Source organism: Burkholderia oklahomensis C6786, from assembly GCF_000959365.1.
In the GTDB taxonomy this organism is placed as follows: domain Bacteria; phylum Pseudomonadota; class Gammaproteobacteria; order Burkholderiales; family Burkholderiaceae; genus Burkholderia; species Burkholderia oklahomensis.
The window spans coordinates 2,080,797-2,101,800 of record NZ_CP009555.1 but is presented as its reverse complement, the minus strand read 5'-3'; the positions used below and the strand labels follow the sequence as shown (position 1 = coordinate 2,101,800).

Below are 21,004 nucleotides of genomic sequence, written 5' to 3'. Positions count from 1 at the left end.
TCGCTCGGGTTCAAAGCTTCGGCTTCAGATAGTCGATCTTCGCGATACGCATCGCGTCGTCCTTGACCAGATCCGTCAGGCCGCTCGCATCGGTCTTGCCCTCGATGACGCGCCCGTCGTCCAGCGTGATCCGAAATGGCTTGTTCGCCGCCGGCAAATCGCCGTCCTCGCCCGGGTAGTGCAGCTTGAAACGCTGATCCGTCGGCTGATTGTTGAACGCGGTCTTCGTCGCTTGCGCGGTCGACGGCCCGCCCCACTGATGCGACGCCGACAGCAGCTTGATGTCACCGTCCGTGCCCAACGTGACGCCGTTGCCGATCTCGATGTAGCTGCCGTCCTCCGCGACGAGCCGGATCTTCGGCGCGCTCACCAACACTTCGCTCTCGTTCGTCGTGATCTTGACGCCCTTCTGGGCATTCGCCGTCAACGTGCCGGATTGCGCCTGCAGCAGCACGGGTCCTTCGCCCGCCACCGCCTGCACGCCCGTGCCGCGAGCGAACAGCTGCATCCCCTGTCCCGCCGTCGCGTTGAACCGCTGGCCGCTCATCAGTTGCAGGTGCTGCTGCGCGACCTGGTCGATGTTCTCGCCCGCGTACGTGACATGCGTCTTCGGCGTGACATTTACCGACCCAGCCTGGGCGCCGAACGCCATCAGCGCCTGTTCGCCGGTGGCGTCCGCCGTGCCGGAGTCGGCCGCTCCCGCGCCCGTTCCCGGCGCCCAGTTCTTGAAGGTCGCGGCAACGGCCTGCTGGCCGGCCGTATCCGCCGCCTGCCCGCCGTGCTGCCCCGCGTAGTCGCCCAACGCCTTGAACAGCTCCGCGCATTCGCCGAGCAATCGAATCAGTTCGTCACGATCGAGTTGCCCGCCACTCGCCTGGGTGCGCGCGTAGGTCGTCAGCAAGATGCCTTGCGCCGCCCGCAGCGCCGCCGCCGCGTCGGTGCGCAGCTCGGCGCCTTCTCCGCGATCTTTTCCGTGGCCGTTGTCGCGCGGCTGAGTCAGGTAGCCAAGGTTCAACTGCGAATGCGCGTGTTCGCTCGCGAGCTGCGCGCTGATCTGATTGGGCGTGTCGTCGAGACGCAACTGGTTGTACCGCTGCCCCTTGATTTCCTTCGTCTTGATGCCCGATAGATAGCGGTTGCCGGGCAGCCTCCCCGTGTGGCTGAACGTCGCCGGCGGATTCGCGCCGTTGCCCAGCACCCCGATGATCACCAACCGGTCCGGATCGCCCGAAAGGCAACCCAACAGAACTTCCATGCCGACGCGCGGCAGGAACGATGCGCCGAAGTTGGTCCCGGCTAGACTCGTCGCGACGCGAATCGGCGCGCTGTCGCCCGCATTGTCGTTGGTGCCCGCGCCCTGCGCGTGCGCGTGATCCGCCGGATCGAGGCCGTGAATCCGCACGCGCACCCGGCCGTCCTCGTCGCAGAACACTTCCTCACCCTCTGCGCCGACGATCGTGCCCGTCAGCAGATGCACGGACGGCAAGTCGGTCCGCGGGTCGTACGCGGGCGCGAGCGGCACGCCGCGGCGCACGCAGGTGAACGTGTTCTCGTAACGCGTATCCGCATCCTTCGCGAGCGCGCCCGGCAATGCAGCGGCTGCCTGCGCGAGATTGCGACTCGCCGCGAACAGCGCCTGTACGCGTTCGTTGAGTCCTTTGGGCAGGTTGTTCCAAAGATCGTGGTCGATCGACGTGATCACGAACTGGCGCTTGTCGGCAAGTTGCACGTCCCAGTCCGGGTCGCCCGTCAGCGTGATCCACGCGCCCACGGCGAGATCCCGCACACTGCTGACGCCGTCGTAGCGTTCGGCTTCGAACTCGTGCGCGAGCATGCGCGCGTGCGTGAGCCGCTCGTGATCGCTCCACGAATCGCCCGCGTGCGGGATGTCGATCGCGACGTCGGTCAGCAACCTGGCCAGGTCGTTGCCCGACTCGCCCTGATCGAGACTCGAGCCGACGGTCGATTCGTCGATCCGCGCCTTCTTGTAATCCCATGACGGCCGGCCAGCCTTGCCCGGAACCAACTGCCGGCGCAGCGCGAACAGCGTCACCGTGTCGCGCTGTTCGGTGCCGGCGTCGCGCGGATGCAGCCGAACCGTGCCCGCCGGCGCCGTTGGCAGCGACATCGGATCGTCACAGCATACGAGCGTATGCACCGGCGTTTCGTCGTGAATGTTCTGCGCGCGCCTGGCCGGGCCGGCCTTCGCGAATACGGTGATCCCTTCGCGGCGCAACAGGCGACGCACGAAGTGCGCGTCCGATTCATTGACCTGGCGGGTCAGTTCGCGAAGTGGATAGCGGTCGGCGCGAAGGCTGGATAGATCGAATTCGAACGCGCGCGCGAGGGCCGGGCTGCGTTGCTGCCATTCGTTGAACAGCGTGGTGAGAATTTCGACGACGTTCCGCTTTCGAAACACCCGCGAATTGGTGCGCTTGTCCATCAACGACAGTACGTCGCACACGGTCAGCTGGTACACGCAGAGTTCGCCGTCGCTTTGTCCGATCTGGACGTCGCTGATGATCGCGTTCACCAAGTGCAGCTGTCCGCGGTCGGTCACGAGCCGGATCGAAACCGGAATGCCGAGGAACACGCCGGGCGGCAGGTCGTGGCGGGTCGACACGCAGGTCAAACGCCCCCGTATCCCGGTCATCAGTCCTTCCTGAACGCTCGCGTGCTGCAGCGCCAGGAGATGGCCGATCGCGGCATGCGCGGCGCCGAAGTGCAACGCGACTGGACGTTTATTCCAGTCGACCGCCCCCGACGCGAAACCGCGTAGCGTATCGCTCAAATTGGTCACGGCAGACTCTCAGGTTTCTGCTTGGATTCGAATTGGAGGAGTATTGATTTTCGAGGCGATTGAGGCACTCCTCACGGCGCGTTAATTTTAGCAAGATCGGGACAAAAGGCCGCCAAATTGACGAAGGTTCACGATCGCCTTGATGATGGGGCATCGGACAAAGTGGGACCGACCTGTCAGAATTATCAGGGCAGTCCCGTCTATGGGCGAGCCGAGCGGCTACCGGACGGCCCGCGGCAGCAAAACTGAGCTTGCGGATGGATCAATCTTTGCCCGCTCGCTCGAGTCCCATTTGGAAAGCTGGCGTTGGCGCGAGGATTCGAGTCAAAATTCAGCGGCCAACCCGAGATATCAAATTCGTCCACGAATGAGCAGCCAGAAAGGTGGCCTGAGTATCGCGCCGGTGGTCAGTCTCTATCGCGGAGGTTGATCGATGAGGAAATCGTCGCGCGACATGCCGGTCAGCCATTTCGGCGCTCGCCCTCGACCGGTCCACGTCTCCCCGGTCATTGGATTCCGATATTTGGGGGGAAGCGGGCCACGTCGCTTGTCCGGCGAGCGTAAGCGCGTCCAGTTCGGAAAAATCTGCTCCGGCCGGATTTCGTACCTCAAGACAGCCTCTCGAATCTCCGTAAGCACCGCAGAGATTTCGCGCTCTTTGGCTGCTTCGGCCTCCTTATTGAGTGCATCGAGTTGAGCTTTCAGTTCCTCGTAAGTTGCCACAATGTCTCTCCAATAGGATTGCGCGACGTACACACCCGAGCGCCGTGTGACGTCAGGGACATGTATTGCATGCCATGGATGCGATGACACGACGAGAATAAAAAGGCGATCGCCGATACCGACGATCGCAAAACCGCCTGCTCCGAGGCAGATCGGAGGGCAGCAGGCGGTGGCCTAAGCGGTTTTGGCGATCAGGTGTCGCTCACGTATCGGATCGAATGACAGCGAGTGGTGTTCGGCGAAACGATCGAATTGTCGGTCGCAGGTCGGCCACTTTGAGGCGTTAAACGGCGCTCGAACATCCGACTGTCTGAGGTCTTTCGGTATCCCGATGGAGGGCTAATGTCCGTGCGCGATGGGCACAGGCGCTCGCGATTCATGGCGCGTGGCCTTGCTCGCATCGCAACGAAAGGAAACGTCGAGATATCGAAACGACAAGTGTCCCGATGTTCCCGTAGAATAGAGTCAGCCATGGTGGTCTCTCAATGTGTACACCTAGGTCAGGCCGTGGGTAATGTTCGCAGCATTGCCCGCGGCCGCATCATTTCAATACGCCAGGCTCGACGGCCCTTTCCCGAACAACCAGGCATGCCGTCTTAAGCTTGTATTTTTCCTACCTTCAACTACTTGCCGGTTTGGAACTTGTTGGGTCTATGGTGTGTCAGCGATTTCCCTTCAACTTTAGCCAGACTTTGTTTCGTAACTGAATCGCCGTTGGCGAACACATTTTGTAAGGACGGAGCCTTGCTTTGTATTGCTCCGGGGTTTTGATTGCGGGGTTCTTCAATAGTGCGGCATCGATATACCGCTCGGAGCCGATGATCTCGTTGTTGTAGCGAACGGCATTTGTAACCTGTGCGATGTTCTCCGGGCGCATCATCCAGTTGACGAATTGATATGCCGAGTCGGTGTTTCGTGCCTTTGCCGGGATAAGCAAGCTATCCATGAACAGACGGACGCCCTCCTTCGGGTATACAAACGTGATGCTGGGAAGGCGGTCCTGTGCACGCGCAGCGGCGCCGCTCCAGATATGCTGCACTACGATCTGCTTGGATGCGAGACGATCTATGGTCCCATCATTGCTGTACGTCTTCACGAACGGTTTCTGTTTTTGCAGAACGTCGAGCACCCGCTTCGCATCAGCAGGATTTTCTGTGCATTCATCCTGTCCCAGATACCAACTCGCGGCCATATACAGCTCTTCTTCGACATCCAGGTCGCCGATCTGTCCGCGCAACTCCGCCGGCGGATCGAAGAACGACTTCCAACTCTCGTCGAGTTTCCCACCGGAAACGCGCGCACTATCGTACGCGAAGCCAGTCAGCACGACGGTGTATGGCATTGCGTAGTCCCGTTTCGGATCGAATGACGGATGGCGATACTCGGGTTTGATGTTGGCGATATTCGGCAGCTTGTTCTTGTCGAGCTTTTGCAGGAGTCCGGACTTCACAAGCACCGGAACGTAATAGTCCCCTGCGATCACAACGTCGTAGCCACCTCCGCCCGACTGCAACTTTTGAGTCAGGGCTGCATCGCTCGCGTAGGTGTCGAGCGTTGTCTTGATGCCGGTTTCCGCCTGGAACTTCTTGATCAGCGTATCGGGCAAGTAATCCGGCCAGCTGCCGATATGGAGTTCGGCCGAGACGGCATTACCGACAGCAAGCAACAGCATCACTCCGACTACTTTTTTCATACGGTTCCTATCGTTTGAATGTTCGAGTGATACAACTCGGATTGCCCCGGCGTGGCAGTCTGCCCTGCCCCCTTCCTGCCGAGAACCCAGACCGTCAGTAGTTGAATCGACGATAGCCCAATGACGGCTGTCGAGATCGCACTCACCTTTGGCGTAATTCCAATCTTCAATGCGCTGAAGATGTACATGGGCAAGGTGGTCATGCCGGCACCAGCCAAGAAGTAGCTGGTGACGTAGTCGTTCATGGACGCGACGAAGGCAAGCAGCGCACCGGCGGCGATACCGGGCAATGCCAAAGGAACCGTGATTTGACGAAATGCAGCCCATGGCGGGGCTGACAAGTCCGCTGCTGCCTCAAGCAATGTGCGGTCAATTGTCTTCAGACGCGCGTTGATCGGGAGATATGCGAGTGGGACACAAAACACCACATGCGCAAACAGGACGGCAACGAACCCGATTTCGAACGCAAACATCGAGAACACCATCACAGTAGCGATCGCGAGAACAACCTCCGGTATGACGAGCGGCAAAGCAATTACAGTTCCGCGCAGATCGAAGCTGTGCGTCTCCTGTCGTGACCACGCAGCAACCGCCGCACTCGTTGCGAGTGCGGTCGAAAGAACCATAGACGACAAGGCTAAGACCAGGGAGTTTTGCGTCGCACGGATGAGCGTCGGATCAGACCATGCTTCGAGGTATCCCTGGATACTCCAACCTTCCCAAACAAGGGCCGATGGCCCCCGATTGAAACTCATCCATGCGACAACCACCAGCGGCAGATAGAGAAACAAGAGGACAGCAATCGCGAGTTCTACCGTCATCGGAAAGTGGCGCAGTTCACGCGAGGTCATGGGCAAGTTCCCGTCGCTGGAGGGTGGATGTCAGCCGCAGCGTGAGCATGGCCAGAAGAACGACCGCGAGGAGGACAAACGACATAGCTGCGCCCAACGGCCAATCGCGGCCACCTGCGAATTGGAAATCGATCAGGTTCCCGACCATGAATGCGTGATTGCCACCAAGCAAGCTGGGAATCGCGTACGAACCTAGTGCTGGCACGAAGACGAGCCCAATACCGGCCATGATGCCGGGACGACAGCCAGGGACGATCACTTGCAGAAGCGCCCCCCCCTTATTGGCACCAAGATCGTAAGCCGCCTCGACCAATCGCCAGTCAAATTCGTCGAGTGCTGCGAAAATCGGTAAGACCATAAAAGGAGTGAATGCGTAGACGAGGCCGATGAGAGTCGCAATGTCGGTGTAAAGCAGAGCAAGCGGCCCCCGAAGTAGGCCGAATATGCTGAGGGCCCGACTAAGTAAGCCATTGTCCGCCATGACGATAATCCAACCGCACATCTGTACCACGACGCAGGTCCAGAACGGTATGGTTACGAGCACCAACAAGATGGCCCTCCACATCGGAGCACGGGTTGCGATAAATAAAGCCGTGGGAAACCCGAATAACACGCATCCGGTGGTCGCCAGGAACGCCATGACCGTGGACCGTAGAAAGATGCTCACGTAACCCTGTTGAAGCACCAATGAACCGTCCCAATCCCGATCGAACACTACACGCTCATAGGCGCGAATCGTGAAATCTCCCCATGAAACACCACCGAATTCGAGCGGCGTGCTCAATGATATGATCGCGAGGACCGCGAGTGGGAGTATTACGCCTAAAATCATGACCAAGGAGGTCGGTTCGCAAACCGCGCTCCATGAGTTAAGTTTCTTTAGAATGGAAACTCGAAAAGTCACCAATTGCCTCGAATCGGTCAGTTCACTGGGAAGAATGCGTAACAAATTGGTTGCCATATTTTACAGATCGCTCGCGTACTAAACGCGACAATCTGTTATCTCAAAGCGCCAAGTTTGTTACAGGCTCGCATCAAACGCCCCCCGCAATTTCGCATGCCGGAATATTCGAGCACCGATTATAGCCAATAGGTATGGCCATTAGCCAATAACAGCTCAATTATTAACAGACTGTGCATTGTTTGATTTCTGAAAGCATGCGCAGCATGACGTACGTATTGCCCACGCAATTCTCAATCTGCCTTCGTCATTATGCATTGGGCTCTGGACCGCGAACATCGGCGAAGAGGACGATATGGAGCGAGATGCGAAATATGCAACAATTGTGATGCTGTCGTCGATATTGGGTTGTAGGGCGTCAGCACATTTTACGATGTAAAACAGAGAGAAGATAGTCAATATGACAATGGCCTACAGACTAGAATATCGCCCGATGAGCGTAACCGACATAGGGGCGTTTTACGAAATTCGCTTCTCGGTGAAAGAAAATCGGATACATCCGCATCAGATCCATCTACTTGATCGCGATCTTCTGGTGGAACAAATCCATCAAGGAGGTGGTTGGATCTGCGAGTGCGGGGGCGAGGCGGTAGGCGTTTGCTTACCGGTCGTTACGGATACGCCATTTATTTGTGCGCTGTTCGTGAAACCATCGTTCCATGGGTACGGCATTGGACGCGAGCTACTCGAGCGCGCGGTCAAATGGCTGGAAGGCAAAGGCGTAAATCGGGTTAAGCTAGTCACGGACCCGGGTTCGCGAGCGGACGGTTTCTATCAGCAACTTGGCTGGAAACGCGGCGGACTCGACGAATATGGATGCCAAGTTGTGTTCACGAAACTGTTGGCAAATTGATCCAGAGCAAGTTCAGATGAAGCCGGTAGCCAATGTGTTCAGTCATACTGCTGCGCAGCGCCCCGCGTCGCTCCATACCATCGTCATCGCGCTCAATGTGATGAAAGAAATGGGAGTGTCGGCCGAAGTGATATTGAAAGGCACGGGTATTTCGCCGAAGGAGGTCGAGCAAGCCAACGCGATGGTAACGCATGCTCAGGAAATGGTCTTGTTCGCCAATGCTCTTGAGGCGACGGGAAATTCGGCTATCGGACTTCATATTGGGAACTCAATTCCCGTAACGGCATATGGCCTCCGGGGGCATGCGATGCTAGTGAGTCCAACGCTGGGTGACGCGATGCGCCTTGCGTATGAGCATCCGCTACTGGCGATCAGCTATTTCCAGATCACTTTAGGGGTGAATGCCGATCTGGCTCGCGTTACCGTCGGTGGGTACACCTATCGGGCGGATCTGCTGATTCTCAATACGGATATGTGCCTCGCTGCAGTTAGACGTGAAATAGTCGACCTTATCGGGAGAGTTCCGGCGTTTAGGCGGCTGGGGCTTGCGTTTCCGCCACCTATTCATGCCCATGTCTATTCGGAGATATTTAACTGTGAAATTATATTTGATGCCAAGGAAAATTTCTTGGAGTTTGATGCCGACTTGCTAGCCACTAGACTACCTCTCGCACATTCTCTCGAATTCGAAATATCAAAGAGAGCGTGTGAAAAACGTGAATTCGAATTATCGCATTGGATCCCGGCGGACCTTGTTGGACGGCTCCTTGGGATAATGTACGATAATCCGATGTGTCAGGATGTTATGAAATTCACTGAAAGGCTCGGAATGTCGCCGCGGAGCTTACAGCGTAAATTAAAGGAGATGGGCACATCCTTCAGTGCTCTACATGATCTGGTGCGACGCGATATCGCTTCACGATATATTTCCGAAAACAAGTCGATCAAGGAGATAGCAGCGAGACTGGGATACAAAAATACCTCGGCATTCAGCCGTGCAATGAAGCGTTGGTCAAAGCTCACGACGGACTGATCGGATTTGTTCCTATTTAACTGGCGGCCATCATAGTACCGCGGCAGCGCGCACCGCCGCAATGGCATGCATATTCTTGACGTACCTCCTGTAAGTTCGATCCGGCGACCTCCAGGCCATAGTCGAGGAACAGTTCGTCGCCCAGCGCGATGCTCCGAATCGACTCGATGAAGATGCGATTGTTTAACTCGACGGCGTGGCAGTTTGGTTCACATGCGTGGTTGAGCCACCGTGCACTGTTCCCCCCACTGCTACCGTCGATGACGCGCCCGTTGGAAAGCCCGAAGTAGAACGTATGTCCGGCTTGTCCGTTGCAGCGATGCGCCTGCGTGGCTGTTCGCCACGCGATGACTTGTCCCTTGTACTCGAGCAACAACTCGCCCGCCTTAATCGGCCGCAGCGCGAACACACCCCGTCCGTGAATGCGCGACCTGCGCACGGTGAATCGCTTCATCTGAGTTCTTCGATGTCTTGATTTTTGCTGAGGCATCTGGCGGTCCTTTTTTCGCTCACAATTCCCAGAGCGTCGGCGCCAGACGGATTGGCCTTGCAATTCTACTCGCGAGCGTCAGTCGAACGGGCGATGGTCGCGCGTTCGCTTTCGTCTAGCGAAGAGGACCGAACCGAGTCAACGGCGGCAGGTACCGTACGCCATGGGTAATCGCGCGATCTCCGACTCGCCGAAGGGCGAGTCGCGACGCTCCAAGTTAATCGTCCATGGATTCGATCCCGGAGTGCAGTAGGCACTGATCTGCCTGATTTCTTCGGACCACTTCAATCTTGGAGAACAGCCTCGGTTGCTTCAGTTGAACAATGCCGCTGCTTGAACTCGTTGGGCGTCAGGTAGGCCAGACTTGAATGTGGACGAACAGCATTGTAGTGCCGCCTCCATTGGGCGATCACAACGTTCGCTTCCGTACGCGTGCGGAACCATGCAAAGCTCAGGCATTCGTCGCGGAGCTTGCCGTTGAAGCTCTCGTCCGCGCCATTTTGCCAAGGCTTGCCGGGATCGCTGAACGCCATTTCCATCCCGCTATCCGCCGCCCACTTCAGGATGGCCCGCGACACGAACTCCGGACCGTAGTACATGCAGAATGTCAGCCATCAGGGATAACGGGCATCCTTTGGATTGCCCGTTCACCGCCCGCCGGAGGAAACCGAAATGGCCGACTTGCTGGAAGGTCTGTCTTTCCTCCTGTGGTTTGCATCACGCGTTCTTTGGCCAAATCCATCATCGACGCAGCCTTGTCCGTCGCGACCCGGCCGATGCCCTTCGCGAGATTGGCGCCCATGCCGGCCGCAAAGCGACCAGTGTCGCTCATGAATCAGCTGAAACCACCACTGCTGCCAGAAAAACTGCTGACGCCAGCACTACCGCCCCCGAGACTGCCGGAGCCGCTGCTGCCGCCGCTAAACATGCCCGTTCCCTCGGCCTTCCCTCGGTCATATTTCGTTGCGCCCTCTGGAACGCAACCTGCAGGGCCGACGCTCCACCTGCGCCATTGGTCGCGCCGGCCAATACCGAGGAACCGACCGATGCGGCTGCGCTCGCCGTCATGGCGGCCGCTGCCATGACTGAACCAACGCCGACACCACCGATCGAGCCAACACCGCCAACGCCAACGATGCCTGAGATGCTCGGCGGTATCTTGTTTGTGAGATACATCAGCACGAAAGCAGCGATGAGCATGACCGCCTTCCACGTGCCGGAAGTCGTCTTGACGATGGTTGCCATGCACCTGTTCTGAGAGCTGACCGTGCCGAAAATGTACTTTTCAGCGTCCAGCAGAAAGCACAAGGGATTACGTGAAATTCATGCAACCCCTTGAGGCAGCAGCATCTCTTTCGTCAACGCTGCGCGACCTCCACGCCGCATCGCACTTCTTCCCACTCATTTACCCTTCTGTTGATTGGTCCAAGACTCGTCGTTGCCGCCTTTCACTGCGATACCAACGATCGTCCTATTTGCCTTCGTGATCGTAGCATCGGCGTAATGTCGGATTACGGGTGATTCGCAACCGAAAACAGTTCGGGCACCGCGATTAACCACCGTGTTCGGCATCGAGTCCCTGGACTTGCCCCTGCATGACCGGACACGCGGTCACGCTTAGGTTGGAGAATTTGCTTGCTGGCGAAACTCGCGCGGCGAGCAGTATTTCAAGGCGCTGTGCGGATGCGACTCGTTGTAGTGGTCGAACGCAATGGCCAGGTTCTGCAGCGCCGTTCGGGCGTCGGGCTTGGGCATCCACGAAACGTAATCGCGCTTCATCGTTTTGACGAAGCTCTCGGCCATCCCGTTGCTCTGCGGACTTCTGACGGGTGTCGTGACCGGCTTCAGGCCGATTTCACGCGAGAACGTCATTGTCTCGTCGGCAATGTAGCAGGAACCGTTGTCGCTCAACCACTCGATTTCGCTGTCAGCCTTCAACGCACCGGCGAAACGGTTTTCGACCGCCTGAAGCATCACGTCGCGCACCATGTCACCGGTGTAACCACCGGTGGTCGCAGCCCAGCTCATGGCTTCCCGGTCGCAGCAGTCCAGTGCGAAGACGACGCGCAAAGGGGCACCGTCGTCGCAGCGGAATTCGAAACCGTCCGAGCACCAGCGCACGTTGCTTCTGTCCACCGCGACCTTGCCATCGTGCCGACGCGTCGATGGGACATGACGAGGTCGGCGTTCGAGCAGCAGGCCGTGGCGACGCATGACGCGATACACCCGCTTTGCATTGACGCGAGGTTGGCCCAGCGCGTCCCGGCTTCGCCTCAGCAGCGCCCATGCGCGCCGGTAGCCGTACGTGGGCAGGTCGGCAACCAGCTCTCGCAGTTCGGTGACGAGCGGCATGTCATCCAGAACGGGCGTCTTGCGCCGGTCGACCCACTCAGCAGGACGCTTCGACTTGACCGCGAGATTCGCGCGCGACACACCCAGGACTTCACAGACCGTCTTCAACGGTCGTCCCCCGGCAGCAATGGTGAGCGCGCAATCAACTTTTTTGCTCGACCGTACTCCACTGCTTCGCGGAGAATTTCCACTTCCATCGTTTTTTTGCCCAACAGCCGCTGAAGTTCGCGAATCTGCTTCATCGCTTCGGCCAGGTCCGATGCCGGAACCACCTGTTCGCCAGCACTGACGGCCGACAGGCTTCCATCCTGATAGAGCTTGCGCCAGGCGAAGACCTGGTTGGCATTCACCTGATGGCGACGGGCAACACCGGAAACTGTCGCGCCGGGCTCGAACGTCTCGCGCACTATCGCGAGCTTCTCCTCGACAGAACGCCGGCGGCGCTGCTCCGGCTGGGTCAGAACTTCGACCGGTTCTACGTTGTGGTTAGGCTTAAACATAGGCAGAAGACTACCTCATAATTTAAGCGTTACCACGTGTCCGGTTTTCGCGGGGGCTGCTCCAAGCGCCGCATTTACACCCGTCGCGTGCCCTACCTCACGCCGATTTCGCTCGACCGCTTGGCCGCGTTCGGCCTCCACGTGTCGGTACGCGAAGACTTGGCGACGGACGCGCAGCAAGGAGGCCGAGCATGACCCGCTCTCAGCCCATGCGGCCGCCGCGCGGCCGTACCCCTTCCCCCATTCTTTCCGGCCGCGTAGCGGCCCTGGATTCGGGTTTCCGCTGCGTGCGCCGATGCGCGCAGCAGTCGGCGCACGCCAACCCGCGGCCGCCGCTTCGTTCGCTTCCCCCCGTCCCCCCCGCGAGTCGAAACGGCCGGGCAACAGCGCGAGCCGAGAGGGAGCGGGGCCGCGCGCGCGGATTTTTCCACAGCGACCGGGCACGCAGCGCACGCGAATCGTGGATTTCGGGCGTGTCCACTCGTAAGTCCTTGATTGTTGAGAGGACTGCCGCCGCGAGTCTCCGTCTATTTGCCATTAGTCGAGCCGCTTTTGCCACGAGTCCGGTTTTCGCGCCGGCCGCCGTCGCCCTTCTCTCTTCTCTCTCTATTTCATTGAAAAAGAAAGAGAAAGAAAGCGAGGAAGGGCAAGGCATAGGCCAAAACGGACTGCCACGAGTTGAGTGCGTTTTGCCATCAGTTACGGACGCTGCCTATTTTTTAGGCCACGAGTTTTTCGGTGTCGCCATGCCTGAATGATGGCAATTGATGGCACTCGCACACCTTAAAAATCAAAGAGTTATGAGAGATTTGGGTGGAAACCACGAGTCCACTAGTTGTTCTGCGTGTCCCCCCTTTACGCGTTGAAAATCACCATGCAAGAATATCCACGCCGCGGTCCGCAGCGCGGCGCAGGCGCATATCTCGGCCGCCAAGAACTGCGCGAATTGACCGGCACGCCGCAACGCGCGCGCCAAATCCTGTGGCTTGCTCAACAGGGTTGGCCGCACGTCGTCGACGTGCACGGCCGCGTGTTGGTCGCACGCGCTTACCACGACAAACAGATGGGCATCATCGAATCGAAGCAAACGCGCTCGCTACAGCTCACCACGCCCGCATCGCTCAACCTCCGAGCTGTGTGATGGGTCGCAGAGCACAAACCGCTGGAGCGATCCCGCGCTTTCGGTCGCGCACGAACGCAGACGGCACCAAGCGTTACTACTACGACCACGGCGCAATCGAGGGCCGGCGCTTTCTCGAGCCCCTCGGCACCGATCGCGTCGTCGCACTCCAACGATGGGCCGAGCTCGAAGGAAAGCGTGTGCCTTCGGCCGAAACGACGCGGCATACGTTCGCGATGCTTGATCGCGCGTACCGCCAGCGTGAGCTTCCGCATAAATCACTGGCGACGCGGCGCATGTACGACCTTTTCCTGACACGACTCGCGGCCGTCATCGGTGACCGCGAGTTAGACACGCTCACACCCGCTGACGTGGCGTCCATCTGGCGGGCCACGGCCGAGAAGCGCGGCGTCGTGACGGCGAACCGCACGAAAGCTGTGCTATCGCTTGTCCTGAACTGCGGCCGGCTGTGGGACATGATGACGATCGCGAACCCATGCGCGGGCGTGCGCGGCAAGAAAGAGACTGGCCGACAGGACATCCTCATCGATGACGAGCTGTATGCGTCCGTCTACGCCGTCGCCGATGAGCCCCTCCGTAATGCGATGGATTTGGCTGACCTCTGCGCGCAACGCCCGGCGGACATCCTCGGCGTGCAACGATCGAACATCGTGAAGGGCAACCTCATCTTCCGCACGCGCAAGACCAGAGCTTTCGTCACCATTCAGATAACGGGCGAGCTGGCGAAACTGATTGAGCGCTTGCTCGCTTGGCGCGGGTCAAAGGTTGATGTCTCCCCGTATCTGCTGCGTGACGAGGAAGGCTATCCCCTCACAAAAGGCCAGCTACGATCGCGGTTCGACAAAGCGCGCGAAAAGGCTGGCATCAACAAGGCGAAATTTCAGTTCCGCGACCTGCGCGCGCGCGGCGTGACGCACAAAACGATTGACGAAGGATTGGAGGCTGGACAGCGCTTGGCGGGGCATAGCGGCCCCGGCATGACAGCGCGCTACGTGCGCGGCACACGCCCGGTCAAACCGTCGCGCTGATGAGTTTTGGAAACGTGAAGGGTGTTTTGGAAACGTCAAGGGGTTACGCAAACCTCACGTAACCCCTTGATTTATATGGTGCCGGCTGCAGGACTCGAACCCGCCACCTGATGATTACAAATCAACTGCTCTACCAGATGAGCTAAGCCGGCGTTGAACTCAAAATTCTACCTCATTTCACGATCTTGAGGCGAGCCCGGCCGCCTTTCGCGCCATCGCCGTCGCCATCGGACTTCGGCGGTTCGTCCGCGCGATCGCCGGATTCCGGCGCCGCTTCCGCCGCGCCCCGCGCGGCATCGGCCGCCGCGGCCTGCCCACCGCCGTCGTCGCCATCGTCCGCCGCAGCAAGCGCCTCGCCGCCGTCATCGTCGCCAGCCTCCGCGACGACGTCGACCTGAAACGCCATCCCCTGCCCGTTCTCGCGCGCATAGATCGCGAGCACATTCGCAATCGGCACCTCGATCTTGTGCGCCTTGCCCGAGAACCGCGCAGTGAACTCGATCCATTCGTTGCCCATCTGCAACTGGCTCGTCGCCTCGAAGCTGATGTTCAACACGATCTCGCCGTCGCGCACGAACTGGCGCGGCACGCGCGTCGACTTGTCGACCCGCACCGCGATGTGCGGCGTATATCCGTTATCCGTGCACCACTCGTACAGCGCGCGCAGCAAATACGGCTTCGTGGAAATCTCTTGCATCGCCATCCTCGAACGGAAGCGGATGCGGCGACGTCGCGCCGCCGCATCCGCGCCCCAGTCACATACAGCTTAACGACGCATGACCTTTTCGGACGGCGTCAGCGCTTCGATATAGGCAGGACGGCTGAAGATCCGCTCTGCATACTTCATCAGCGGCGCGGCGTTCTTCGACAGATCGATCCCGTAGTGGTCGAGACGCCACAGCAGCGGCGCGATCGCGACGTCGAGCATCGAGAACTCTTCGCCGAGCATGTACTTGTTCTTCAGGAAGATCGGCGCGAGCTGCGTCAGGCGATCGCGGATCGCGAGGCGCGCCTTCTCGTGGCTCTTCTCCGCCGCCTTGCCCTTCTCGTTCTCGAGCGTGCTCACGTGCACGAACAGTTCCTTCTCGAAGTTGAGCAGGAACAGGCGCGCGCGCGCGCGCTGCACCGGGTCGGCCGGCATCAGTTGCGGATGCGGGAAGCGCTCGTCGATGTACTCGTTGATGATGTTCGATTCGTACAGGATCAGATCGCGTTCGACGAGAATCGGCACCTGTCCGTACGGATTCATCACCGCGATGTCTTCCGGCTTGTTGAACAGGTCGACGTCGCGGATCTCGAAATCCATGCCCTTTTCGAACAACACCAGCCGGCAACGCTGGGAGAACGGACAAGTCGTGCCGGAATACAGAACCATCATGTTTGCGTTTCCTCAAAAAGCTGAGGGCCAGCGCGCGGAAAAGCCATCCCACAGGCTCTTCCTTGCGCTGGCCCCACGCCAGTCACGGCGTGATTACTTGATATCTTTCCAGTAGGCGGCATTGAGCCGCCAGGCGAAGAAGGTCAGGACCCCGAGGAACAGCAGCACCCACACGCCGAGACGTTTGCGGGTCTGTTGCGCCGGCTCGGACATCCAGCTCAGGTATGCGACCAGATCGCCGACGGCAGCATCATAATCCACCGGCGAAAGCGTCCCGGGCGTCACCTGCTGGAACCCGACGAGCGTGTGCACCTTCTCGCCCGTTTCCTCGTCCTTCTTTTCCTCGAATTTCGCAATGCGCTCCCCTTGAAGCTGCCACAGCACGTGAGGCATGCCGACGTTCGGGAACACGGCGTTGTTCCAGCCCGTCGGCCGCGTATCGTCGCGGTAGAAAGTGCGCAGATACGTATAGAGCCAATCACGGCTGCGGGCGCGCGCTTCGACGGACAGATCCGGCGGCGCGACGCCGAGCCAGGTCTTCGCGTCTTCCGGCCGCATCGCGACACTCATCGTGTTGCCGACCTTGTCGGTCGTGAACAGGAGATTCGCCTCGATCTCCTTCTGCGAGATGCCGAGATCCGTCAGCCGGTTGTAGCGCATCAGGTTCGCACTATGGCAATTCAGGCAATAGTTTACAAACAACTGCGCGCCATGCTGCAAAGAGACGAGATTCTCCGCGTTGTCGGGCGCACGGTCGAGCGGAAATTCGCCCTCCTCGGCCCGCACGGGGACGCTCGTCAGCAGACATGCCGACACAATAAACATTGCGAGCGTCGAAAGCAATTTCTTCATACTTATTCCTCCTCGCTCACGTCAATGGGGTTTGAACCGCACGCGTTCGGGCGGTTGCTTGAATTTGCCGAGCGGCGTCCAGAACGGCATGCCGAGGAAGAACGCGAAGTACACGAGCGCGCACACCTGCGCGATCAGCGTCGCGGCGGGCGAAGGCGGCCGCGTGCCGAGGAACGCGAGCGTCAGGAACACGATGACGAAGATCCCGAAGAACACCTTGTGGAAAAACGGCCGGTAGCGGATCGACTTCACCGGGCTGCGGTCGAGCCACGGCAGGAAGAACAGCGTGACGACGGCCGCACCCATCACGACGACGCCCCAGAACTTCGATTCGGTGAAGTACATGAAGACGACGAGCGCCGCGGCGAGCGCGGGCAGCGCGATCTTCCACTTGCCGCGCGCGCGCACGAGCGCCAAGAGGCCGAGCGCCACGAGCACGATCATCAGCACGATCTTGAACGGGTCGGTGGTCGCGCGAAGCATCGCGTAGAAGGCGGTGAAGTACCAGACGGGCGCGATCTCGGGCGGCGTCTGCAGCGGATTCGCCGGGATGAAATTATTCGCCTCGAGGAAGTAGCCGCCCATCTCCGGCATGAAGAACAGGATCGCCGCGAACACCATCAGGAACACGCACACGCCGAAGAAATCGTGCACCGAGTAGTACGGGTGGAACGGAATGCCGTCGAGCGGCACGCCCTTCTCGTCCTTCTTCTCCTTGATCTCGATGCCGTCCGGGTTGTTCGACCCCACTTCGTGCAGCGCGATCAGGTGCGCAACGACGAGCCCGAGCAGGACGAGCGGAATCGCGATCACGTGGAACGCGAAGAAGCGGTTCAGCGTGACGTCGGACACGACGTAGTCGCCGCGAATCCACAGCGACAGGTCCGGACCGATGAACGGAATCGCCGAGAACAGGTTCACGATCACTTGCGCGCCCCAGAACGACATCTGCCCCCATGGCAGCAGGTAGCCGAAGAACGCCTCGGCCATCAGGCACAGGAAGATCGCGCAGCCGAAGATCCACACGAGCTCGCGCGGCTTGCGGTACGAGCCGTACAGCAGGCCGCGGAACATGTGCAGGTAGACGACGACGAAGAACATCGACGCGCCCGTCGAGTGCATGTAGCGGATCAGCCAGCCCCACGGCACCTCGCGCATGATGTACTCGACCGACGCGAACGCGAGCGTCGAGTCGGGCTTGTAGTTCATCGTCAGGAAGATGCCCGTGACGATCTGGTTGACGAGCACGAGCAGCGCGAGCGATCCGAAGAAATACCAGACGTTGAAATTCTTCGGTGCGTAGTACTCGGAAAGATGCTGCTTCCAGGTGGAAGTGAGGGGAAAGCGCCGGTCGACCCAGCCGAGCAAGCCTGTCGTGGAGATCTCTTTGTTATCGGTCGCCATTTACGCTTCTCCTTTCTCGTCCTTGCCGATCACGAGCGTCGTGGCCGACGTGAACATGTAAGGCGGGACGTCCAGATTCTGCGGCGCCGGCTTGTTCTTGAAGACCCGGCCGGCCAGGTCGTAGGTCGAGCCGTGGCACGGGCACAGGAAGCCGCCCGGCCAGTCGTCGGGCAGGTTCGGCTGCGGCCCCGGCGTGAAGCGCTGGGTCGGCGTGCAGCCGAGGTGCGTGCACACCGCCATCACGACGAGAATGTTCTTGTGGTCGGCCCTCGACCGGTACTCGTTCGCGCAATACGCGGGCAACGGCATCGAGTATGGGGATTTCGACTGCGGATCGGCGACTTCCTTGTCGGCCTTGACGACGTCGGTGAGCATCGAGTCGGTGCGGTTCAGCACCCAGACCGGCTTGCCGCGCCAGGCGACCGTGAGCATTTCGCCCGGCTTGAGCGCGCCGATATCGACCTCGATGGGTGCGCCCGCCGCCTTGGCCCGGGCAGACGGCGCCAACGACGCCGCGAAAGGTATTACGGTGGCGACGCCTCCTACGCCACCTGCTACGGATGTCGCAATCAGCCATGTCCGGCGGCCGCTGTCGACGTGTTCCTCTTCTTTGTCTCGCATTACACGCCCCAATTACGAGTTGGATTTCCGTCACGACATTTCACACCGCCGCTAGTTTGCTCGAATGGAGTCGGCATTTACAAGACCCGAACGTTAAATACCTTCGGAAGCCATTATTAATCAAGGGTTTCCCCGTGCTATCGAAATTTCCGGGCCGATAATCGACGCAATGCGCACCGCATCATGTTTTTCTTTGGATGCAGCGCGACAATTTGCGCGGTTAAACCGGGTTATGAATGTCGATAAAAATATGCTCGAGATCAAATCGTTCCGATAAATGCTGGCCGAGCGCCTGGATGCCGAAGCGCTCGGTCGCATGGTGCCCCGCCGCAACGAACGCGACGCCGCTCTCGGCCGACGCGTGCGTCACGTACTCGGACACTTCGCCCGTCAGGAACACGTCGGCACCCGCTTCGATCGCCGCGTCGAAATAGCTTTGCGCGCCGCCCGTGCACCATGCGACGCGGCGAAGCTGCTGGTCCTCATCGCCGAGCACGAGCGGCGTGCGGCCGAGCGTGTTCTCGACCTTCGCCGTGAAGTGCTCGAGCGTGACGGGCATCGGCAGCGTCGCGAGCCAGCCGAGGTCCTGGTCGCCGAAGCGGGCGTCGCCGATCAGGCCGAGGCGTTCGCCGAGCTGCGCGTTGTTGCCGAGCTCGGGGTGCGCGTCGAGCGGCAGGTGGAACGCGAACAGGTTCAGGTCGTTCGCGAGCAGGCGCTTCAGGCGCTGGTACTTGCGGCCCGTGATTTGCGGCGCCTCGTTGCGCCAGAAGTAGCCGTGATGGACGAGCACCGCGTCCGCGCCCCATTCGAGTGCGCGATCGAGAAACGCGAGCGAAGCCGTCACGCCGGTGGCGATTTTTTCAATCTTGCGACGGCCCTCCACCTGGAGGCCGTTCGGGCTGTAGTCCTTGAACCGCTCAATTTCGAGGGTATTGTTCAAGTACAATTCAAGTTCGATCCGATCCATATAAACCTCTAATATCTTCAAATGCTTAGACGCTTCTGGCTGTTCTTCGCCCAGGCGGTGACGGTGCTGCTCGCGCTGATGTTCATCGTGGCGACGCTCAAGCCGCAATGGCTCCAACGGCAAGGACAACTCGGCAAACAGCTCGCGGCGCCGATCGTCGCGCTGCGGGAAGTCGCGCCCGGCGTCGGCGGCGCGCCCGCTCAATCCTCGTATGCGGACGCCGCGCAGAAGGCGATGCCCGCGGTCGTCAACGTATTCTCCAGCAAGGACGGTTCGCTGCCGCCCGATCCGCGCGCGAAGGATCCGCTCTTTCGCTATTTCTTCGGCGATCGCAACGCGCGGCGGCAGCAGGATGAGCCCGCGGCCAATCTGGGGTCGGGCGTCATCGTAAGCTCGGAGGGTTACATTCTAACGAACCAGCACGTCGTCGACGGCGCGGACCAGATCGAAGTCGCGCTCGCCGACGGCCGCACCGCGACCGCGAAGGTGATCGGCAGCGATCCCGAGACCGATCTCGCGGTGCTCAAGATCAACATGACGAACCTGCCGACGATCACGCTCGGCCGCTCGGACCAGGCGCGCGTCGGCGACGTCGTGCTCGCGATCGGCAATCCGTTCGGCGTCGGCCAGACGGTCACGATGGGGATCATCAGCGCGCTCGGGCGCAATCATCTCGGCATCAACACGTTCGAGAACTTCATCCAGACCGACGCGCCGATCAACCCGGGCAACTCGGGCGGCGCGCTCGTCGACGTGAACGGCAACCTGCTCGGCATCAACACGGCGATCTACTCGCGCTCGGGCGGCTCGCTCGGCATCGGCTTCGCGATCCCCGTCTCGACCGCGCGCAACGTGCTCGAGAGCATCATCACGACGGGCGCCGTCACGCGCGGCTGGATCGGCGTCGAGCCGCAGGACGTGACGCCCGAGATCGCCGAGTCGTTCAGCCTCGCACAAAAATCGGGCGCGATCGTCGCGGGCGTGCTGCAGGGCGGCCCGGCCGACAAGGCGGGGATCAAGCCGGGCGACATCCTCGTGTCGGTCGACGGCGAGGAAATCACCGATACGACGAAGCTCCTGAACGTCATCGCGCAGATCAAGCCGGGCACGCCGACAAAGGTGCACGTCGTGCGCAAGGGCAAGGAGCTCGACGTGACGGTCGTGATCGGCAAGCGGCCGCCGCCGCCGAAGCAGGCGCTCGACGAGCAGAACAGCGACGAGGAGGAGTAAGCAGGCGTCAGGCGGCCGAAACAACGCCCGCGACGCACGCTTCGCCGCCTTCCGGCGTGACGGCAAACAAAATAGCAACCTAAGTGAGCTGCCCCAAAGGTTGGATCGGTGTCCAGCTTCCTGGGGC

21 protein-coding genes, 1 tRNA gene and 1 pseudogene are annotated in these 21,004 nt (G+C 60.0%); 6 read left to right on the top strand and 17 right to left on the bottom strand.

Annotation, left to right across the window (positions count from 1 at the left end):
- Positions 1 to 10: 10 nt before the first annotated feature.
- From BG90_RS09515 to BG90_RS09500, 5 genes are all read right to left on the bottom strand, one after another.
- Positions 11 to 2,800: a type VI secretion system Vgr family protein gene (locus BG90_RS09515; RefSeq protein ID WP_045568121.1), complete on the bottom strand. Its 2,790-nt coding sequence runs from the start codon at positions 2,798 to 2,800 to the stop codon at positions 11 to 13.
- 414 nt (positions 2,801 to 3,214) lie between these two features.
- On the bottom strand, positions 3,215 to 3,523 hold the full coding sequence (locus tag BG90_RS31030; protein WP_010117671.1) for an H-NS histone family protein: 309 nt from the start codon (positions 3,521 to 3,523) through the stop codon (positions 3,215 to 3,217).
- 661 nt (positions 3,524 to 4,184) lie between these two features.
- A complete protein-coding gene (locus BG90_RS09510; RefSeq protein WP_010117669.1) occupies positions 4,185 to 5,216 on the bottom strand; it encodes an extracellular solute-binding protein in 1,032 nt (343 codons plus the stop codon).
- On the bottom strand, positions 5,213 to 6,067 hold the full coding sequence (locus tag BG90_RS09505) for an ABC transporter permease (protein ID WP_010117668.1): 855 nt from the start codon (positions 6,065 to 6,067) through the stop codon (positions 5,213 to 5,215). The genes BG90_RS09510 and BG90_RS09505 overlap by 4 nt, the downstream gene beginning before the upstream one ends.
- The gene (locus BG90_RS09500) at positions 6,054 to 6,899 is read right to left on the bottom strand and encodes an ABC transporter permease (protein WP_025990088.1); all 846 of its coding nucleotides are present in this window, start codon (positions 6,897 to 6,899) and stop codon (positions 6,054 to 6,056) included. Before BG90_RS09500 ends, BG90_RS09505 begins: the two co-directional genes overlap by 14 nt.
- Positions 6,900 to 7,428: 529 nt before the next feature.
- Between BG90_RS09500 and BG90_RS32370 the strand changes: the two genes are divergently transcribed.
- Complete coding sequence (locus BG90_RS32370; protein WP_010117666.1) at positions 7,429 to 7,881, top strand: GNAT family N-acetyltransferase; 453 nt, start codon at positions 7,429 to 7,431, stop codon at positions 7,879 to 7,881.
- A 16-nt stretch (positions 7,882 to 7,897) separates the two neighbouring features.
- Positions 7,898 to 8,914 (top strand): AraC family transcriptional regulator, encoded by a 1,017-nt coding sequence (locus BG90_RS09495; protein ID WP_010117665.1) that lies wholly within the window; start codon positions 7,898 to 7,900, stop codon positions 8,912 to 8,914.
- A gap of 16 nt (positions 8,915 to 8,930) precedes the next feature.
- Here BG90_RS09495 and BG90_RS09490 read toward each other — a convergent pair whose 3' ends face one another.
- The 5 genes and pseudogenes from BG90_RS09490 to BG90_RS09480 form a co-directional block, all read right to left on the bottom strand.
- A complete protein-coding gene (locus tag BG90_RS09490) occupies positions 8,931 to 9,368 on the bottom strand; it encodes an SET domain-containing protein (RefSeq protein ID WP_010117664.1) in 438 nt (145 codons plus the stop codon).
- 320 nt (positions 9,369 to 9,688) lie between these two features.
- Positions 9,689 to 9,994 (bottom strand): annotated as a pseudogene (locus tag BG90_RS09485) (integrase core domain-containing protein); the annotation flags it as partial.
- A 17-nt stretch (positions 9,995 to 10,011) separates the two neighbouring features.
- Positions 10,012 to 10,236: a hypothetical protein gene (locus tag BG90_RS37285; protein WP_144444681.1), complete on the bottom strand. Its 225-nt coding sequence runs from the start codon at positions 10,234 to 10,236 to the stop codon at positions 10,012 to 10,014.
- Positions 10,233 to 10,649, bottom strand: a complete 417-nt coding sequence (locus BG90_RS32365; protein WP_232288913.1) for a hypothetical protein — start codon at positions 10,647 to 10,649, stop codon at positions 10,233 to 10,235. The genes BG90_RS37285 and BG90_RS32365 overlap by 4 nt, the downstream gene beginning before the upstream one ends.
- A 372-nt stretch (positions 10,650 to 11,021) precedes the next feature.
- A protein-coding gene (locus tag BG90_RS09480) for an IS3 family transposase (protein ID WP_085970859.1) occupies positions 11,022 to 12,256 on the bottom strand; the annotation gives its coding sequence in 2 pieces (ribosomal slippage) (positions 11,022 to 11,902 and positions 11,902 to 12,256; 1,236 coding nt in all).
- 473 nt (positions 12,257 to 12,729) lie between these two features.
- On the opposite strand from BG90_RS09480, the gene BG90_RS37280 reads away from it, so the two are divergent.
- The 3 genes from BG90_RS37280 to BG90_RS09465 all read left to right on the top strand — a co-directional run bounded on the left by BG90_RS37280 (position 12,730) and on the right by BG90_RS09465 (position 14,425).
- A complete protein-coding gene (locus BG90_RS37280; RefSeq protein ID WP_232288902.1) occupies positions 12,730 to 13,014 on the top strand; it encodes a hypothetical protein in 285 nt (94 codons plus the stop codon).
- Positions 13,015 to 13,130: 116 nt separating this feature from the next.
- Positions 13,131 to 13,397, top strand: a complete 267-nt coding sequence (locus BG90_RS09470) for a DUF4224 domain-containing protein (protein ID WP_010117235.1) — start codon at positions 13,131 to 13,133, stop codon at positions 13,395 to 13,397.
- Positions 13,397 to 14,425 carry a tyrosine-type recombinase/integrase gene (locus BG90_RS09465; RefSeq protein ID WP_010117237.1) on the top strand — a complete coding sequence of 343 codons (1,029 nt, stop codon included), beginning with the start codon at positions 13,397 to 13,399 and terminating at the stop codon, positions 14,423 to 14,425. The genes BG90_RS09470 and BG90_RS09465 overlap by 1 nt, the downstream gene beginning before the upstream one ends.
- Before the next feature lie 76 nt (positions 14,426 to 14,501).
- Here BG90_RS09465 and BG90_RS09460 read toward each other — a convergent pair.
- The 7 genes from BG90_RS09460 to BG90_RS09430 all read right to left on the bottom strand — a co-directional run bounded on the left by BG90_RS09460 (position 14,502) and on the right by BG90_RS09430 (position 19,647).
- Positions 14,502 to 14,577, bottom strand: a tRNA-Thr gene (locus tag BG90_RS09460).
- A 20-nt stretch (positions 14,578 to 14,597) separates the two neighbouring features.
- A complete protein-coding gene (locus BG90_RS09455) occupies positions 14,598 to 15,122 on the bottom strand; it encodes a ClpXP protease specificity-enhancing factor (protein ID WP_025990023.1) in 525 nt (174 codons plus the stop codon).
- Positions 15,123 to 15,191: 69 nt separating this feature from the next.
- Entirely contained in the window at positions 15,192 to 15,803 is a 612-nt protein-coding gene (locus BG90_RS09450) for a glutathione S-transferase N-terminal domain-containing protein (RefSeq protein WP_010106845.1), read from the bottom strand.
- 93 nt (positions 15,804 to 15,896) lie between these two features.
- Positions 15,897 to 16,655 carry a cytochrome c1 gene (locus tag BG90_RS09445; protein ID WP_010117241.1) on the bottom strand — a complete coding sequence of 253 codons (759 nt, stop codon included), beginning with the start codon at positions 16,653 to 16,655 and terminating at the stop codon, positions 15,897 to 15,899.
- Between the two features lie 21 nt (positions 16,656 to 16,676).
- Entirely contained in the window at positions 16,677 to 18,059 is a 1,383-nt protein-coding gene (locus BG90_RS09440) for a cytochrome b (RefSeq protein ID WP_010106848.1), read from the bottom strand.
- A complete protein-coding gene (gene petA / locus BG90_RS09435; protein ID WP_025990024.1) occupies positions 18,060 to 18,680 on the bottom strand; it encodes a ubiquinol-cytochrome c reductase iron-sulfur subunit in 621 nt (206 codons plus the stop codon).
- Positions 18,681 to 18,900: 220 nt separating this feature from the next.
- Complete coding sequence (locus tag BG90_RS09430; RefSeq protein WP_010106850.1) at positions 18,901 to 19,647, bottom strand: Nif3-like dinuclear metal center hexameric protein; 747 nt, start codon at positions 19,645 to 19,647, stop codon at positions 18,901 to 18,903.
- Positions 19,648 to 19,668: 21 nt separating this feature from the next.
- Here BG90_RS09430 and BG90_RS09425 point away from each other — a divergent pair, with 21 nt between their 5' ends.
- Positions 19,669 to 20,877: a Do family serine endopeptidase gene (locus BG90_RS09425; protein ID WP_010106851.1), complete on the top strand. Its 1,209-nt coding sequence runs from the start codon at positions 19,669 to 19,671 to the stop codon at positions 20,875 to 20,877.
- Positions 20,878 to 21,004 lie beyond the last annotated feature (127 nt).